This window comes from Mycobacterium ulcerans subsp. shinshuense (assembly GCF_002355775.1).
GTDB classification, from domain to species: Bacteria; Actinomycetota; Actinomycetes; order Mycobacteriales; family Mycobacteriaceae; genus Mycobacterium; species Mycobacterium marinum.
Genome location: NZ_AP017624.1, coordinates 3,722,331 through 3,739,846, shown reverse-complemented (window position 1 = coordinate 3,739,846; position 17,516 = coordinate 3,722,331). Strand labels below are relative to the sequence as shown.

At 65.4% G+C, this 17,516-nt stretch carries 16 protein-coding genes and 1 pseudogene; 14 read left to right on the top strand and 3 right to left on the bottom strand.

From position 1 onward, the window contains the following. Positions 1-271 precede the first annotated feature (271 nt). The 3 genes from SHTP_RS16805 to SHTP_RS16795 are packed head-to-tail and all read left to right on the top strand — an operon-like array spanning position 272 to position 4,893. Entirely contained in the window at positions 272-2,560 is a 2,289-nt protein-coding gene (locus SHTP_RS16805; protein ID WP_012393717.1) for a polyribonucleotide nucleotidyltransferase, read from the top strand. Continuing rightward, positions 2,538-3,854, top strand: coding sequence for a M16 family metallopeptidase (locus tag SHTP_RS16800; protein WP_096371204.1), 1,317 nt, complete (start codon positions 2,538-2,540; stop codon positions 3,852-3,854). Before SHTP_RS16805 ends, SHTP_RS16800 begins: the two co-directional genes overlap by 23 nt. A gap of 4 nt (positions 3,855-3,858) precedes the next feature. Further along, complete coding sequence (locus SHTP_RS16795; RefSeq protein WP_096371203.1) at positions 3,859-4,893, top strand: nitronate monooxygenase; 1,035 nt, start codon at positions 3,859-3,861, stop codon at positions 4,891-4,893. A gap of 76 nt (positions 4,894-4,969) precedes the next feature. Here the strand turns inward: SHTP_RS16795 and ald are convergent, their stop codons facing one another. Beyond that, positions 4,970-6,085, bottom strand: a complete 1,116-nt coding sequence (gene ald / locus SHTP_RS16790) for an alanine dehydrogenase (protein WP_096371202.1) — start codon at positions 6,083-6,085, stop codon at positions 4,970-4,972. 117 nt (positions 6,086-6,202) lie between these two features. Between ald and aldR the strand changes: the two genes are divergently transcribed. From aldR to SHTP_RS16765, 5 genes are all read left to right on the top strand, one after another. Continuing rightward, entirely contained in the window at positions 6,203-6,718 is a 516-nt protein-coding gene (gene aldR / locus SHTP_RS16785) for an HTH-type transcriptional regulator AldR (RefSeq protein ID WP_081435693.1), read from the top strand. Positions 6,719-6,746: 28 nt separating this feature from the next. Then, positions 6,747-7,211 carry an SRPBCC family protein gene (locus tag SHTP_RS16780; protein WP_011740188.1) on the top strand — a complete coding sequence of 155 codons (465 nt, stop codon included), beginning with the start codon at positions 6,747-6,749 and terminating at the stop codon, positions 7,209-7,211. A 104-nt stretch (positions 7,212-7,315) separates the two neighbouring features. Further along, positions 7,316-8,233, top strand: a complete 918-nt coding sequence (locus SHTP_RS16775; RefSeq protein WP_096371201.1) for a metal-dependent hydrolase — start codon at positions 7,316-7,318, stop codon at positions 8,231-8,233. 5 nt (positions 8,234-8,238) lie between these two features. Then, positions 8,239-9,999, top strand: a complete 1,761-nt coding sequence (locus SHTP_RS16770) for an SDR family oxidoreductase (RefSeq protein ID WP_096371200.1) — start codon at positions 8,239-8,241, stop codon at positions 9,997-9,999. A 13-nt stretch (positions 10,000-10,012) separates the two neighbouring features. Beyond that, on the top strand, positions 10,013-11,095 hold the full coding sequence (locus SHTP_RS16765) for a PDR/VanB family oxidoreductase (RefSeq protein WP_096371199.1): 1,083 nt from the start codon (positions 10,013-10,015) through the stop codon (positions 11,093-11,095). Between the two features lie 5 nt (positions 11,096-11,100). On the opposite strand, the gene SHTP_RS16760 is transcribed toward SHTP_RS16765, so the two are convergent. Beyond that, positions 11,101-11,742: a TetR/AcrR family transcriptional regulator gene (locus SHTP_RS16760; protein WP_096371198.1), complete on the bottom strand. Its 642-nt coding sequence runs from the start codon at positions 11,740-11,742 to the stop codon at positions 11,101-11,103. A 123-nt stretch (positions 11,743-11,865) separates the two neighbouring features. Here SHTP_RS16760 and SHTP_RS16755 point away from each other — a divergent pair, with 123 nt between their 5' ends. Together SHTP_RS16755 and SHTP_RS16750 are read left to right on the top strand one after the other, a co-directional pair. After that, entirely contained in the window at positions 11,866-12,891 is a 1,026-nt protein-coding gene (locus SHTP_RS16755; protein WP_096371197.1) for a Rieske 2Fe-2S domain-containing protein, read from the top strand. Between the two features lie 5 nt (positions 12,892-12,896). Beyond that, positions 12,897-13,985: pseudogene (locus SHTP_RS16750) on the top strand (NAD(P)H-dependent amine dehydrogenase family protein). A gap of 6 nt (positions 13,986-13,991) precedes the next feature. On the opposite strand, the gene SHTP_RS16745 reads toward SHTP_RS16750, so the two are convergent. Beyond that, positions 13,992-15,329, bottom strand: coding sequence for an HNH endonuclease signature motif containing protein (locus SHTP_RS16745; protein ID WP_096371196.1), 1,338 nt, complete (start codon positions 15,327-15,329; stop codon positions 13,992-13,994). Positions 15,330-15,432: 103 nt separating this feature from the next. On the opposite strand from SHTP_RS16745, the gene dapB reads away from it, so the two are divergent. From dapB to SHTP_RS16725, 4 genes are read left to right on the top strand one after another with little or no spacing between them, the layout of a single operon-like run. After that, positions 15,433-16,170 (top strand): 4-hydroxy-tetrahydrodipicolinate reductase, encoded by a 738-nt coding sequence (dapB, locus tag SHTP_RS16740; protein ID WP_012393728.1) that lies wholly within the window; start codon positions 15,433-15,435, stop codon positions 16,168-16,170. Positions 16,171-16,177: 7 nt separating this feature from the next. Beyond that, entirely contained in the window at positions 16,178-16,642 is a 465-nt protein-coding gene (locus tag SHTP_RS16735) for a tetratricopeptide repeat protein (protein WP_096371195.1), read from the top strand. Positions 16,643-16,692: 50 nt separating this feature from the next. Further along, positions 16,693-17,094 (top strand): flavodoxin family protein, encoded by a 402-nt coding sequence (locus SHTP_RS16730; RefSeq protein WP_085981912.1) that lies wholly within the window; start codon positions 16,693-16,695, stop codon positions 17,092-17,094. Positions 17,095-17,136: 42 nt separating this feature from the next. After that, complete coding sequence (locus SHTP_RS16725; protein WP_128145991.1) at positions 17,137-17,451, top strand: GMC oxidoreductase; 315 nt, start codon at positions 17,137-17,139, stop codon at positions 17,449-17,451. Positions 17,452-17,516 lie beyond the last annotated feature (65 nt).

Below are 17,516 nucleotides of genomic sequence, written 5' to 3'. Positions count from 1 at the left end.
CAGGCACTGTGGTGCGGTTCACGCAGATCCGCGTGCGCCGTTCCAGCGAGTCGCTACGTATGTCCGAGGGAGCAGCCCTGCCTGTATCGGGCGGTCTTCGGTAGTGGCTGCCGGGCACCCCGGATCTGGGGAAAGTCCGGCCGCTTCGATCGACGGCCGTAGCCGCATCCAGGCCGGCCCATCTGGGTCCGCGAGGAGTCCTGCAAACTCATCGGGTTGCGTGTGACGCCGCGAAACAGCTGAATAACCCAGAGAGGGCCGCACGGACGTTATGTCTGTAGCTGAAACTGAAGAAGGCGTGTTCGAAGCAACCGCCACCATCGACAACGGGAGCTTCGGCACCCGCACCATCCGTTTCGAGACTGGCCGATTGGCCCAGCAGGCCGCCGGCTCGGTGGTCGCATACCTCGACGACGAGAACATGTTGCTGTCGGCGACCACCGCCAGCAAGAACCCCAAAGAGCATTTCGACTTCTTTCCGCTGACCGTCGATGTCGAAGAGCGGATGTATGCCGCCGGCCGCATCCCCGGTTCGTTCTTCCGTCGTGAGGGCCGCCCCTCCACCGACGCGATCCTGACCTGCCGGCTCATCGACCGCCCGCTGCGGCCGTCGTTCGTCAACGGACTGCGCAACGAGATCCAGGTCGTGGTGACGATCCTGAGCCTGGACCCCAACGACCTGTACGACGTGGTGGCGATCAACGCCGCGTCGGCCTCGACCCAACTGGCCGGGCTGCCGTTCTCCGGTCCCGTCGGGGGCGTGCGGGTGGCCCTCATCGACGGCCAGTGGGTCGCATTCCCCAACGTCGAGCAGCTCGAGCGCGCCGTGTTCGACATGGTGGTTGCCGGACGGATTGTCGGCACCGAGGAAGACGGCACGCCCGACGTCGCGATCATGATGGTCGAGGCCGAGGCCACCGACAAGGTCATCGAGCTGGTTGAGGGTGGCGCCCCGGCGCCGACCGAGAGCGTGGTCGCGCAGGGTCTGGAAGCGGCCAAGCCGTTCATCGCGGCGCTGTGCACCGCGCAGCAGGAGCTGGCCGACGCATCTGGGGCCACCGCCAAGACCGGTGCCGAATATCCGGTGTTCCCCGAATACGGCGACGACGTCTACTACGCGGTGTCCTCGGTGGCTACCGATGGACTGGCCGCGGCGTTGACCATCGGTGGTAAGGCCGAACGAAACCAGCGCACCGAGGAAATCAAGGCCGAGGTGCTCGAACGGCTGGCCGACACCTACGAGGGCCGGGAAAAAGAGATCGGCGCCGCGTTCCGCTCGCTGACCAAGAAGCTGGTACGGCAGCGCATCGTCACCGATCACTTCCGCATCGACGGCCGCGGCATCACCGACATCCGCGCATTGTCGGCCGAAGTCGCCCTGGTTCCGCGGGCCCACGGCAGCGCGCTATTCGAGCGCGGTGAGACCCAGATTCTCGGCGTGACCACGCTCGACATGGTCAAGATGGCGCAGCAGATCGACTCGCTGGGGCCGGAGACCACCAAGCGGTACATGCACCACTACAACTTCCCGCCGTTCTCCACTGGTGAGACCGGCCGGGTCGGTTCGCCCAAGCGACGGGAGATCGGGCACGGTGCGCTGGCGGAGCGGGCGCTGATGCCGGTGCTGCCCAGCGTTGAGGAATTCCCGTACGCCATTCGCCAGGTATCCGAAGCGCTGGGTTCCAACGGCTCGACCTCGATGGGGTCGGTGTGCGCTTCGACGCTGGCGCTGCTCAACGCCGGCGTGCCGTTGAAGGCGCCGGTGGCCGGTATCGCCATGGGCCTGGTGTCCGACGATGTAGAGGTGGACGGCAAGACCGAGCGCCGTTTCGTCACCTTGACCGACATTCTGGGCGCCGAAGACGCGTTCGGTGACATGGACTTCAAGGTCGCCGGAACCAAGGACTTCGTCACTGCACTGCAGCTGGACACCAAGCTCGATGGGATCCCGTCGCAGGTTCTGGCCGGTGCGCTGGCCCAGGCGAAGGATGCGCGCCTGACCATCCTCGAGGTCATGGCCGAGGCCATTGACACGCCCGACGAGATGAGCCCGTACGCGCCTCGGGTGACCACCATCAAGGTTCCGGTGGACAAGATCGGTGAGGTGATCGGGCCCAAGGGCAAGGTCATCAACTCGATCACCGAGGAGACCGGCGCGCAAATCTCCATCGAGGACGATGGCACCGTGTTCGTCGGCGCCACCGACGGGCCGTCCGCTCAGGCTGCCATCGACAAGATCAACGCCATCGCCAACCCGCAACTGCCTACCGTTGGTGAGCGGTTCTTGGGCACGGTGGTCAAGACGACCGACTTCGGTGCCTTTGTGTCGCTGCTGCCCGGTCGCGATGGCCTGGTGCACATCTCCAAGCTGGGCAAGGGCAAGCGCATCGCCAAGGTCGAGGACGTCGTCAATGTCGGCGACAAGCTGCGGGTGGAGATCGCCGACATCGACAAACGCGGCAAGATCTCGCTGGTGTTGGTGGCCGAGGACGACGATTCAGCCGCTGCGGCGGCCGCCGATTCCCCGGCGCCGGCCGATGCCGCCACGGCAAGCAGCTGACCCTGCGGCCGTCCCGGCACTGCGCCGCACCACACTGCCGGGCGGTCTGCGGGTCGTCACCGAATACCTGCCTGCGGTGCGCTCCGCGTCGGTCGGGGTCTGGGTAGGGGTCGGGTCGCGGGACGAGGGCACGACGGTGGCCGGTGCCGCGCACTTCCTCGAGCACCTGCTCTTCAAGTCGCCCCCGACCCGCACCGCGGTGGACATCGCTCAGGCGATGGACGCCGTCGGTGGGGAGCTCAACGCGTTCACCGCCAAGGAGCACACCTGCTACTACGCGCACGTGCTCGACAACGACCTAGAGCTGGCCGTGGAACTGGTGGCCGACGTGGTGCTCAACGGACGCTGCGCCGCCGACGATGTCGAGCTGGAACGTGACGTCGTTCTCGAGGAGATCGCGATGCGCGACGATGACCCCGAGGACGCACTGGCGGACATGTTCTTGACGGCCATGTACGGTGACCATCCGGTCGGCCGGCCGGTGATCGGCAGTACGCAATCCGTCTCGGCGATGACGCGAGCCCAGCTGCACTCGTTTCACATGCGCCGCTACACACCGGATCGGATGGTCGTCGCGGTAGCCGGCAATGTCGACCACAACCAGGTGGTCGGGTTGGTGCGCGAGCACTTCGGGCCACGCTTGGTCCGCGGCCGCCGGCCCGTCGCCCCGCGCAAGGGCACGGGCCGGGTCAACGACACCCCGCAGCTGGTGCTGGCGGACCGGGAAGCCGAACAGACCCACGTGTCGTTGGGAGTCCGCACGCCCGGACGTGGCTGGGAGCACCGCTGGGCTTTGTCGGTGCTGCATACCGCGCTCGGCGGCGGATTGAGCTCGCGGCTGTTCCAGGAGATCCGCGAGTCCCGCGGTCTTGCCTATTCGGTCTATTCGGCGCTGGACATCTTCGCTGACAGTGGAGCGCTGTCGGTGTATGCCGCCTGTCTTCCGGAACGTTTCGCCGAAGTGATGCGCGTGACCAGAGAGGTGCTGGAGGCGGTGGCACGCGACGGCATCACCGAGTCCGAATGCTGTATTGCCAAGGGTTCGCTGCGTGGCGGGCTGGTGGTGGGGCTAGAGGATTCCAGCTCGCGAATGAGCCGCATCGGCCGCAGCGAATTGAACTACGGCAAGCACCGCACTATCGAACACACTTTGCAGCAAATCGATCGGGTCACGGTCGACGAGGTCAACGCACTGGCCCGCCGGCTGCTGGTGAAACGATACGGCGCCGCGGTTCTCGGCCCGTATACCTCGAAACGACAGCTGCCGCAACAACTTCGAGCGATGGTAAATTAGGTCGATGGTACTGGGTTTCTGGGACATCGCGGTACCCATCGTGGGTGCTCCGATGGCGGGCGGCCCAGGAACCCCGGCCTTGGCCGCGGCCGTGTCGAACGCGGGCGGGCTGGGCTTCGTCGCTGGCGGGTATCGGACCGCCGACCAGTTCGCCGATGACATCTCCGCTGCGCGGGCCGCCACCACCGGCCCGATCGGAGCCAATATCTTTGTGCCCCAGCCCAGCGTCGCCGACTGGTTGCAGCTGGAGTACTACGCAGAAGAACTCGCGGAGGTCGCCGAGTACTACCACGTCGAGGTGGGACAACCCATTCACGGTGATGACGACGAGTGGGAACGCAAGCTCGAAGTCGTGGCCGACATTCGTCCGGAGCTGGTGTCGTTCACCTTCGGTGCGCCGCCGCCCGATGTGGTCCGCCAGCTCAGTGCGCTGGGTTTGTTGGTTTCGGTCACGGTGACGTCGGCTTATGAGGCCGGGGTGGCCATCGCGGCCGGCGCTGACAACCTGGTGGTTCAGGGCCCCGGCGCGGGCGGGCATCGCGGTACGTTCGCGCCGGATACGGAGCCGGGCGAGGAGTCCCTGCACCAACTACTCGATCACATCGACCATACCCACGATGTGCCGCTGATCGCGGCGGGCGGTCTTGGTACCGCCGACGAAGTGGCAGCCGTGCTGCGCAGGGGAGCGGTTGCTGCACAGGTGGGGACGGCGCTGTTGCTTGCTGATGAAGCGGGTACCAGCTCGATGCACCGAGTTGCCCTGAAGAACCCGGAGTTCGACTCCACGCTAGTCACCCGTGCTTTCTCCGGCCGCTATGCGCGAGGGCTGGCGAACAACTTCACTCGACTGCTTGATCGGGTCGCGCCGCTCGGCTATCCGGAGGTCAATCAGATGACCAAGCCCATCCGGGCGGCGGCGATCGAGGCGGACGACCCCCACGGAACAAACCTGTGGGCGGGGACGGCCTACCGGGCGGCCCAGGCGGGACCGGCGGCCGACATCGTTGCCGCCCTGGCGCCGAACGTGTGGTCGCTGTAGGTCCGGCCCAACGGCCCCCGACGCGACACTGGCCACCTGCATGGTGGGCAGGTGGCCAGCGTCGGTTGTGATTCGGTTAGCCGAGCACGCTCGCCGGGTCGGTGAACGGCAGGTCGAGGTCGGCGGCCACGTGATCTGCCAGCAGCGCGCCTTCGTGAGTCGAAAGGCCTTTAGCCAGTGCGGAATCCGAGAGGCAGGCCGCTTGCCAACTCAGGTCGGCGAGCTTGAGCACGTAGGGCATGGTCGCGTTGGTCAGCGCGTAGGTCGACGTGCGGGGCGCGGCGCCGGGCATGTTCGCGACGCAGTAGAACACCGTGTCGTGGACGGTGAACGTCGGCGACGTGTGCGTGGTCGGCCGGGAGTCCTCGAAGCAGCCGCCCTGGTCGATGGAGATGTCCACCAGCACGGCGCCCTTCTTCATCCGCGCTACCAGCGAGTTCGGAATCAACTTGGGTGCCTTGGCGCCGGGCACCAGCACGGCCCCGATCAGCAGGTCGGCGTTGACTGCCGCATCCTCAAGGTCGAGGGTCGACGAGTAGCGGGTCCGGACGCGACCGCCGAACTCCGCGTCGATCTGGCGGAGCTTGTTGATGTTGACATCCAGCACGGTGACCATCGCGCCCATGCCGTTGGCGACGCGGGCGGCGTTGTAGCCGGCCGTGCCCGCGCCGATCACCACGACGTCGGCAGGCTTGACGCCGGGGACGCCGCCCATCAGCACGCCGCGACCGCCGTGGGTGCGCATCAGGTGGTAGGCCCCAGCCTGGGCGGACAGGCGCCCGGCGACCTCGCTCATGGGGGCCAGCAGCGGCAATGCGCCGTCGGCGGTCTGCACCGTCTCGTAGGCGATGGACGTGGTGCCGGACTTCAGCAGGGCATCGGTGCAGGGGCGCGAGGCGGCCAGGTGCAGGTAGGTGAACAGGGTCTGGCCCCGGCGCAGCCGGCCGTACTCGGACTCGATCGGTTCCTTGACCTTGAGCAGCAGGTCCGCATCCGCCCACACCTGGTCGGCGGTGCTGATCAGCTGGGCACCGGCGGCCTTGAAGTCGGAGTCGGAGATGGCGGAGCCTTCTCCGGCGCCGGCCTGGATCAGCACCTCGTGGCCGCGCTTGGTCAAGGCGGCGACGCCGGCCGGGGTGATCGCAACCCGGAATTCGTTGTCTTTGGTTTCGGTTGGAATACCGACTCGCATATTCGCTCCTGCCGATTTGGTGGGGGTTTGACGGGCTTGTGTGACGCGGTTCCATAAGTGTGAAAAATCTTCGGAAGTTATGCAATTACGCTGATGATAATTCTGTAATGTGGATGCATGTCTGATGACCTAACGGGATCTAGCGGCCGAGGGGGAGACTCGCCGAAGGATGTTCGGCCCGCTGTGCTTGACGACATGGACCGCAAGATCCTGCTGCTGCTGCATGGCGATGCCAGGATCACCAACAATGCCCTGGCCCAGGCGGTCGGGATCGCGCCTTCGACATGCCACGGCCGGGTTCGCCGACTGGTCGATCTCGGCGTGATCCGCGGGTTTTACACCGATATCGACCCCGTCGCGGTGGGCCAACCGCTGCAGGCGATGATCTCGGTCAGCCTGCAGGCCAACGCCCGTGGCAAGATCCGCAGCTTCATTCAGCAGATCCGCCGCAAGCGACAGGTGATGGATGTCTACTTCCTGGCCGGTGCCGAAGACTTTCTGTTGCATGTCGCCGCTCGGGACACCGATGACCTGCGCTCATTTGTGGTGGAGAACCTCAACGCGGACATCAACGTCGCGGGCACCCAAACGTCGCTGATCTTCGAACATCTACGCGGGGCCGCGCCCCTTTAGGCCGGTCCGCCCTGGTTATGATCACCCAATGACCAAGCCTTCTGTGGCGGCCACTGTCGAGATCGATGCCACTCCCGAGCGGGTGTACGGACTGATCACCGACCTGAGGACACTGGCGTCGCTGGCCGAGGAGGCGGTGGCGATGGAACTGCAGAAAGGCGATGGAGTCGGTAAGGGGGCCGTGTTCGTCGGCCACAACCGAAACGGTGGCCGGCGCTGGAAGACGACCTGCACGGTGACCGACGCGGAACCGGGCCGGATCTTCGCGTTCGATGTCCACTCCATCTTCATTCCGGTGTCGCGGTGGCAGTACGACATCGTCGGTGCCGATGGCGGTTGCCGGGTCACCGAGAGCACCTGGGACCGGCGGCCCGGGTGGTTCCGCAAGGTGGCCGGCCTGGCGACCGGGGTCAAGGATCGGGCCGCGACAAACGCCGAGCACATCGCGACCACGCTGCAGCGCCTGAAGCAACGTGCTGAGGCTGGCGACTGAGTTCTTCACCATCGGGGGATTGCATCACTATACTTGCGAGCACGAGTTGTCTATTAAGGCGACATATGAGGCGTTAATGTAAACGTCCAAGGCAAGGGGGCCTTATGTTCACCGTCGATAACCGCGCAGTGGGGCCGCACTCTGGAGAATCGGGTGCGGCCGACCACGAGCGTCTCGTTCTCGAGGCTCGCGATGTCGAGTTCGACTGGGCGAGCCTGCCGTTTCATTACGTTCCCAACGAGCCGCTGCCCACCCATGTGCTCAACGTGCTGCACCTGCTGCTGCCCGCCGGCGAGGAATTCTTCGTCGAGGTCTTCAAGAAGACGTTGCCATTGATCAAGGATGATCAGCTGCGGCTGGATGTGCAGGGGTTCATCGGCCAGGAGGCGATGCACTCCCAGGCACACTCCGGTGTGCTGGCCCACTTCGAGGCCCAGGGCGTGGACGTGACGCCTTATACCGACCAGATCAGGTGGCTGTTCGGGAAGCTGCTGGCGGAGAAGCCGGGACGCAATCCGCGACAACGGCACCGCTGGCTGCTGGAGCAGGTCTCCTTCATCGCGGCAATCGAGCACTACACCGCCGTATTGGGGGAGTGGATTCTGAACTCGCCGCAACTCGACGTGGTCGGCACCGACCCGGTGATGCTGGACATGCTCCGGTGGCACGGCGCAGAAGAGGTCGAGCACAAGGCGGTGGCGTTCGACACCATGAAGCACCTGCGCGCGGGGTATTGGCGGCAAGTGCGTGCGCAGCTGGCCGTGACGCCGGTGATGCTGTTGCTGTGGATTCGCGGGGTCCGGTTCATGTATACGGTGGATCCGCTGCTGGCGCCGGGCACCAAACCACGGTGGCGGGACTACGTCAGGTCCGCGCGTCGCGGTCTGACGCCCGGCCCGTGGCGACTGATCCGGGTGGTAGGCGACTACTACAAGCCGGGCTTTCACCCCTCGCAGTTGGGTGGACTCGAGCGGGCCGTCGACTACTTGGCCGTCTCTCCCGCCGCCCGGGCGTCGCACTGAGGCCAATGAACACCGCTTCGCGAACGGGAATCACCGCATCCGACGGCGCCACCCTGGCTGTGTATCACTACACGCCGCTAGATCCGCAGCGCCCGACCATTTTGGCCATTCACGGCTGGCCCGATAACCACCACCTGTGGGATCCGGTGGCCGAGCTGCTCGGCGATCGCTACAACGTGGTTGCCTATGACGTGCGCGGCTCCGGCGAATCATCCTGTCCTGCCAGTCGTTCCGGGTACCGGCTGGAACAGCTGGTTTCTGACACCGGCGCGGTGATCGACAGCCTGGGCGTCGATCGGGTGCACCTGCTGGCACACGATTGGGGCTCGATTCAGGGCTGGGCCGCGGTGACCGCCGACTCGGTCATGGAAAAGGTCGCCTCATTTACCTCTATCTCGGGCCCGCACCTGCAGTACGCGGGTGCGTTCCTGCGCTCGGGGCGCACCCCCCGCTCGGCGGCCCAGGTTGCCAGGCAGCTTGCCAGTTCGGGATACATCGGGTTCTTCTTGTGCCCGGTCGTGCCGGAACTCTTCTTCCGTTCCGGCATCGGGGTGAAACTCGTTGGGGCGTTTGAGCGTATCGGTCAATCGAGCACCCGCAGTCAGCGTGGTCAGACGCCGCGCTCGATCGGGGACTATGTGAACGCGCTCAACCTCTATCGGGCCAACATGCCCGCCGGATTTGTCACCGATGGGTCGTCACTCCCGCAGACCAGCGTGCCGGTTCAGGTGTTGGTGCCCAGGAAAGACATGTTCGTGACGCCGGCTCTGCAACGTTTCACCGGCGCGATTCCGGGCGGCGGCAGGGTGGTCCCGATCGAGGGCGGGCACTTGGTGGTGACCTCGCGTCCGGACGTGGTCGCACGGCTGACCGCCGACTGGGTGGACCGGGTCGTTGCGGGTACGGGCGACGCCGCGGCGACCGTGGTGCGCGCGGGTCCGGGTGAGGTGCGCGGTCAGCTCGCTTTGGTCACCGGGGCGGGTGCGGGCATCGGCCGAGCCACCGCGGTGGAGCTGGCGCGCCAGGGCGCCCGCATGGTGATAATCGCCGACCGTGACCTTGCCGCGGCCAACGAGAGCGCAACACAGGTGCGCGCCGCGGGCGCGGCGGCGGCCGTGTACCAGGTCGATGTCAGCGACGAAACGGCGATGAACGACCTTGCCGCGCAAGTCCTTGACGAACATGGTGTCGTCGACATCCTGGTGAACAACGCCGGAATCGGGATGGCGGGCAGGTTTTTGGAGACGACCCCGCGGCACTGGGACGCGATCCTGGGGATCAATGTCGGTGGCGTCATCAGCGGGAGCCGAGCATTCGGTGCCCAGATGGTCGAGCGCGGTCAGGGCGGAACGATCATCAACATCGCGTTGGCCGCCGCGTATCTCCCGTCGAAATCGATGGTCGCCTACAGCACCACCAAGGCCGCGGTGCTGGGGTTCAGCGAAGCGTTGCGCGCCGACCTAGCCGACGAAGGCATCAGCGTCACAGCGGTGTGCCCGGGCTTCGTCAACACCAACATCGCCAAGAGCACTGTCTACGCCGGGATGTCGACCGAGCAACAAGAGCGCGCCCGGCAGAAGGCGGACGCGGCCTATCGGCGTCGTAATTTCACCCCGGAAGCGACCGCAAGGGCGATCGTGAAGGCCATCAGGTCCGGGCCGGCCGTGTTGCCGGTGGCCGCGGAATCCAAGGTGGGCTACGCGATGCGGCGCATCAGCCCGTCGATGATTCGGATGTTCGCACGCTTGGACATCCGGCAGCGGTAGAAAGTTGGGGGATATGGCGGTGTCGGAGAGCAGCTGGACCAGCAGGCCCGCCGATCTGTACGGTCGCAGCCACCGGGATCGCTTTGCCACCGCATTGTGGGGTGTGCGCACCATGTTCGGTGGATTCGCCCGGTTCTCGCGGTGGAATCCGTCGCGGGTAACGCCGGTGGGCCGGACACATCGCGCCAGGGTGGTTGAGCGCGAGCTCGTCGCGCCCGACGTGGTCGCGCTGAACCTGGCAGACCCGGACGGCGGATTGCTTCCGTCCTGGTCACCCGGGGGGCACATCGACGTGCAGCTGCCCTCTGGCCGGCGCCGCCAGTATTCGCTGTGCGGCCCACCGGGGCGCCGCACCGACTACCGCATCGCGGTGCGCCGCATCGCCGACGGGGGCGGCGGTTCCATCGAGATGCACGCGGCTTACCAACCGGGAGACATCCTGGTCTTCGAGGGGCCGCGCAACGCGTTCTATCTCGGTGCTGCCGAGTACGACATGCTCTTTGTGATCGGCGGTATCGGGGTGACTCCGATTCTGCCGATGGTCGCGCTGGCCCACCAGCGCGGCGTCAATTGGCGCGCGATGTATGCCGGTCGCAGCCGCGAGTACATGCCCCTACTCGATGAGCTCGTGGCTATGGCACCGGAGCGGGTGTCGGTGTGGGCCGACGACGAACACGGGCGCTTTGCCCAAGTGGAAGATCTGGTGGCCGGCGCTGGACCGAAGACGGCCGTCTACGTGTGCGGGCCACCCCCAATGCTGGAGGCGGTACGCGCGGCGCGTGCTGAATATCCCTGTGCACCTTTGCGCTACGAACGATTCAGCCCGCCGCCGGTCGTGGACGGGGTGCCGTTCGAGCTGGAGCTCGCGCGCACCGGCGAGGTGCTGAGCATCCCGGCGAATCGGACAGCGCTGGACGTCATGCTCGACCGCGATCCGACGACCGCGTACTCCTGCCAACAGGGATTCTGTGGCACGTGCAAGGTCAAAGTGCTTGCCGGACAGGTTGATCACCGTGACCGGGCGGCGCAGGGGGACGACGAAATGCTGGTCTGCGTTTCGCGGGGGCACAGCGCTCGGGTCGTCATCGACGCCTGAGCGACTCAGGGTGTTCGAGAATTCTTCAGGTAACCCGCCAGCGCATTGGTGAGCGCGCGTCGTGCCAGCTCGAGGTCGGCGTAGGAACCCAGTTGTCGCTCTGACACCAGCCCGCGCATCGCGCCGGGAATGAGGGCGGCGACCTCACGCACCCGGTTGGGGTCGACATCGAGATTGGCGAAGGCGTTCTGGCACGTTTCGAGCCAGCTTCTGTCCCAGGAGAACAGCTCGGCCGCGGTGCGGGGATAGAGGCGCTCGAGTTCGCCTGGGTCTCGGGGCAGCGCGGCGCGCAGGTTCTCTATTGCGCGTGAATCGGCCGATGCCAGGCCGCGAAACAGGGTCTCGATGACGGCGGCAACTCGCTCCTGCAGGGGCCGGCCGGACTGCAGCGGCTTCGACAATGCCAACATCGACCCCGCACGCCGCTCGGCGGTGCGGTGCAGTACGGCGGCCCAGAAACCGTCGACGTCGCCAAACTGGTATTGCACCGCACCCCAGGTGGCGCCGATCTCCTTGGCGATGCGGTTGGCCGAAACCGAGCCCGGATCCCCGGAAGCAAGTGACGTCAGCGCCGCTTCGAGCATGCTCTCGCGGGTGGCGTTGCCGCGCCGGTTGGGGCGTCTGCCTGCGACTTCGGCCCGAGTCATGTGCCGTTGGTATCGGCTGTCGCGATGGCAGTAGGGGCAAATCCACATTTTCATAGAAGGTGCTGTGAGTTTTTGGCGGGGCGGCCTATCATTCGTACGAAGCCGCCAAGGAGGACTGCTCAGATGGCCAAGCCGCCGCTGTCGATGAAGCCGACCGGATGGTTCCAGGTCGCCTGGTCCGACGAGATCGGCGTGGGTGACGTACGCACCATGAAGTACTTCGACCAGGAATTGATCGCCTGGCGGGCCGAGTCGGGCCAGCTCACCGTGATGAACGCCTATTGCGAACATCTTGGCGCCCACCTCGGCTACGGCGGCAAGGTCGTTGGCGAGGTGCTGCAGTGTCCGTTCCATGGGTGGCAGTGGAATCAGCTGGGTCGCAACGTGTGCATTCCGTATCAGGACCGGCCAAATCGAGGGCGCCGCATTCGTACCTATCCCGTGGTGGAGCGCAATGCGTCGGTCTACCTTTGGCACGATGTCGAAGGCCGTGCGCCGTTCTTCGACGCCCCGGATGTGTTCGCCGGCTTCAACGATGGCAGCAGCGTCGCCGACTACTATCCGCTGCAGCGCCTCTACCGGCACACATTGGAACTGCATCCGCAATACGTGCTCGAGAACGGGGTGGATTTCGCGCACTTCAAGTACGTGCACAACACTCCGATAGTGCCGGTGTTCACCCGCCACGACTTCGACGGCCCAGTGTCTTTCGTCGACTTCACCATCACCTTCGAAGGCGATGACGGCCAGCAGATCGAGGACATCAACAGCGGCGTGGAGGCGATCAACGGCGGCCTGGGAGTGGCGGTCACCAAGAGCTGGGGCATGGTCGACAATCGCACCATTTCGGCGATCACGCCGGTCGACGAATCCACTTCCGATGTCCGGTTCATGGTCTACATCGGCCGTACCCCGGGTAAGGATCCGGCCCGAGCCGAACTCAAAGCTGCCGAATTCGGCCGGGAAGTGATCCGTCAGTTCGAGCCTGACATCCAGATTTGGGCTCATCAGCGCTACTGCGACCCGCCAGCGCTAACCACTGATGAACTCGCCGGATTCACCGCAATTCGCCGATGGGCCAAGCAGTTCTATCCCGACGGCGTCGGCGGCAGCGCCGCCGAGGTGTATGCAGCGTTGCAGAAAGGCTGAACCGAATGAGTGCACGGCCCCAACCGATTTGGGTCTTTCAGGTCGCCACCGGCAACGTCGGTCGCGAGATGATCAAACGGCTACAAACCCGGCCCGACCTGGAGCTGATCGGGCTGCACTGCTATTCGCCAGACAAGGTCGGCGCAGATGCCGGGGAACTGGCCGGTATCGGCCCGATCGGCGTAACGGCCACGGGCAGCGTCTCCGACATCGTCGCGGCCAAGCCGGATGTGCTCACGTTTCACGGTGTGTTCCCCGACGAAGACCTCTATGTCAAAGTGCTCGAGGCGGGCATCAATATCGTCACCACCGCCGACTGGATCACCGGGTGGCACCGCGATCACAACCATCCACATCCATCGGGCAAGCCGGTGACGCAGCTGTTGGCCGAGGCGTGTGAAAAGGGCGGCGCCACGTTCTACGGCACCGGCATGAACCCCGGCCTGAACCAGATCCTGGGTGTGGTGTGCTCAGCTGATGTGGCCGAGATCGAGAACGTCACCACGATCGAGTCCGTCGACGTGTCATGCCACCACTCCAAGGAGACCTGGATCGAGGTCGGTTACGGTCAACCGGTTGATGACCCGGACATTCCGGCCAAGCTGGAGAAGTACACGCGGGTCTTCGCCGACAGCGTGCTGATGATGGCGGACTGTTTCGACTTGCCGCTCGACGAGGTCAAGTTCAGTTACGAACTCGGGGCCTGCACCAAGGACGTCGACCTGGGCTGGTACACGTCGCCCAAGGGCTCACTCGGCGGTAATTATCTCAAGTATCAGGGCATGGTCGGCGGGGTGCCGCGGGTGGAGACACACCTGGAGTGGCAGATGACGCCGCACACCGACCCGAGCTGGAACATCAAGGGCTGCTACATCACCTAGATCAAGGGTGACCCGTGCATCTACAACAAGCACATGATTTTCCCGAAAGCCGGTGTGGACCTGTCCAACCCGGACAACTTCGCCTCCATCGGCATGACGGTCACCGGCATGCCCGCCCTCAACTCGATCAAGTCGGTGGTGGCGGCACGGCCCGGCTTGATCACCAGCGCTGAGCTTCCATTGCGCGGGTTTGCCGGGCGGTTCAAGAACTAGCCCCGGTCAGGGCCCCCCGTCGTCGAAGAGGCGCTCGGGGTGATGGTAGTCATTGGTGCGTGCGCCGCGGTCGAGCTGTGGGGGCGGGATCCATGCGGTCCGTCCGTTGGGGAGTTTCGTTGTTTGCCAGCCATTTCCGGCCAGCTTGTGATCGGGCTTGCAGGCAAAGGTGAGTTTGTCGACGTCGGTTGGGCCGCCGGCCGCCCACTCGTCGGTGTGGTGCACTTCGCACCAGTAGCCGGGCACGTCGCAGCCGGGGTGGGTGCAGCCGTGGTCCTGCGCGTAGAGGACCAGCCGCTGATCGGCCGAGGCTAGTCGGCGAGATCGTCCGAGATACAGGGGGCGATTTGAATGTTCGTCGAAAACTGCCAAGTAGTGATATGCGCGGCTGGCCATCCGGATCACGTCGCGCATGGGCACAAACGTCCCACCGCCGGTCACCGCGCGGCCCGTGCCCGAAGTCAGTTCCCGCAGCGTGGTCGACACGATGACCGTCACCGGCAATCCGTTGTGGGCACCGAGTTTTGGATCACCTAGCCGGCCGTCGAGCAGGGCGTTGAGGGCGTCGTGGCGGCGCTGGGCGGGGCTGCGCAGATCTTTGTCGGTGACCTCGTCGGTGGGTTCGCCTTTGACGCAGGGTGTTTCGTCATCGGGGTTGCACATTCCGGGTGCGGCGAACCGGGCCAGCCATGCATCGAGATGGGTACGCAGTTGTGGGGTGGCGATGAGTTTGCCGATGCTCATGCCGTCGGGGCGTTGAGCGCACCAGGTAAAGCCACGCTGGCGGGCCCGGTCGGCGTCGGAGAACTTTCCGTCGGGATTGATCAGCACCGCGGCGCGGTTGGCGACCTTTTCGAGTTGGTCGGGCCGCAGCTGCACCGCTTGCCGGGCCAGAAATTGTTCCGCTTGTCTGACCGTGTCGGCCGGTGTGTCCTGGGGGAGATCGCGCACGAAGGCCGCTATGACCTTTACGTGCTGGCCATCCAGCAGGCCCCGGCGCCACACCTGTGCCGTGGCGGGCAGTTCCGCCGGCAGCGGTTGGCCGGTCAGCGTGATGCGCGGTGATAGTTGTTGGGCATCGTGAACCCGGCGACGGGCTTCGGCGCAGCTGATGCGCAGCCAGTCGGCGACCACCTTGTAGACCGGGCCGCCGATGTCGGCCGGATCTTCGGTGGCCAGGCCCGCGATCACGTCGTGGCTGACCACCGCTTGGCGTCGTCGCGCGTTCTCCAGCCGCTGCAGCGCGCGCAGCCGAGCGGCGGGCTCGAGGTGGCCAAGGTCGGCTTCACCGATCGCCGCCACCGCCGCGTCCAGCGCGTCCAACAAGGCGGATATCGAATACATGTTCGAATTCTATGTGTGTGCGGCAACACGGGTGCGGCGGTCAACGGCCGCTGTGGATGAACGCCGGACTGTGGATGACGGTGCCGGGTCTAGGGTGAAGGCCATGCGAGTAGGCGTATTGGGAGCCAAGGGAAAAGTCGGTGCGACGATGGTTTCGGCGGTCGAGTCCGCTGCGGACTTGACCCTGTCCGCCGAGGTGGACGCCGGTGATCCACTGAGTACCTTGACCGAGACAAACACTGAGGCCGTCATCGACTTCACCCACCCCGACGTGGTGATGGGCAACCTGGAGTTCCTGATCGACAATGGAATTCACGCCGTGGTCGGAACCACAGGTTTCACCGCCGAGCGGGTCGAGCAGGTGCAATCATGGCTGGCCAAAAAGCCAAGCACGGCAGTGTTGATCGCGCCGAATTTTGCTATCGGGGCGGTGTTATCCATGCATTTCGCCAAGCAGGCTGCGCCGTTCTTCGACTCCGCTGAGATCATCGAGCTGCATCATCCACAAAAGGCGGACGCACCATCGGGCACGGCCACCCGTACCGCAAAGTTGATCGCCGAGGCGCGGGAAGGCCTGGCGCCCAACCCCGATGCCACCAGCACCAGCCTGCCGGGAGCCCGTGGCGCCGACGTCGACGGGATCCCGGTGCACGCGGTGCGCTTGGCCGGACTCGTCGCTCACCAGGAGGTGTTGTTCGGTACGCAGGGGGAGACGCTCACAATCCGCCACGACAGCCTGGACCGGACATCGTTTGTGCCCGGTGTGCTGCTGGCGGTGCGTCGGGTCCGGGAGCGTCCCGGCCTGACCATAGGTATTGAGCCGCTGCTCAACCTGCAGTGAGTGACCAATGAGTGACACTGTGCGCACCGTGCGTGTTCAGGTGCTGATTGCCTTCATGTGCGTAGCCCTACTCGGGTATTTCGTCATGCTCGGCCGGCTTGCGTTCGCGATGATCGGCTCGGGTCGCGCGGCCGCGGTGGGGCTGGGGTTGGCGCTGCTGATCATGCCGCTGATCGGGTTATGGGCGATGGTCGCGACGCTACGAGCTGGATTCACGCATCAGAAGCTGGCCCGCCTCATCGCCGAAGAGGGACTAGAACTCGACGCCGACGGGCTGCCGCGGCGCGCGTCGGGCCGGATCGAGCGCGATGCGGCTGACGCGTTGTTCGACACGATGCGCGCCGAGTTGGAAGAGGACCCGCAAAATTGGCGGCGCTGGTACCGGCTGGCCCGTGCCTACGATTACGCGGGGGACCGCCGCCGTGCCCGCGAAGCCATGAGAACCGCTGTCGAACTGCAGGCGCGGCAGTGAGCAAGCGACTGTTGATCGTGCACCACACGCCGTCGCCGCACTGCCAGGAGATGTTCGAGGCGGTGGTGGCCGGGGCGACTGACCCTGAGATCGAGGGTGTGGAGGTCGTCCGGCGGCCCGCGTTGACCGTCTCACCGGTAGAGATGCTGGAGGCGCACGGGTACTTGCTGGGCACCCCGGCGAACCTTGGCTACATCTCGGGCGCGCTCAAGCACGCGTTTGACCAGTCCTACTACCAATTGCTCGACTCGACGCGAGGTCGGCCCTTCGGGGCCTGGATGCACGGCAATGAGGGCACCGAGGGAGCCCTACGTGCCATCGACGGCATCACCGCCGGACTCGGGTGGGTAAAGGCCGCGGAGACCGTCGTGGTGATGGGTAAGCCGACCAAGGCAGATGTCGAGGCGTGTTGGAACCTCGGCGCGACGGTCGCCGCGCAATTGATGGAGTGAGTCCCGTGCTGCCGTGATGCGCGCCGATCCCAAGACAGGGGCATTCGAGCCGAGCGCGACGACGTCGATGCGCTGGTGCGCGCGTTGGAACGGGCAAGGGAAATCGTCGCCACCGAGCCGATCGCATCCGCTGTCGGGCCTGAACTTCTCCCAGGCCCGGGTTCCGATGTGAAGGCATGCATTCGAGAAACCGCGATCACCACCCGCCATCCCGCTTGCAGCGTCGCGATGGGGAGCCACGCCTCGGCGCTGCCTCGCATTCCCCGCGCCAACACCAATGTCCCCTCGATCATGATCGGAGAGCGCTGCGCGGACTTCCTGCTCGCACAATCGGCGACACCTACGCCGAGACGGTAATTGTGTCCGGCAAGGAACTCGGGTGCAGGCAAACTTCGAGTGCGTTGCAATAAGAAGCTGCAATC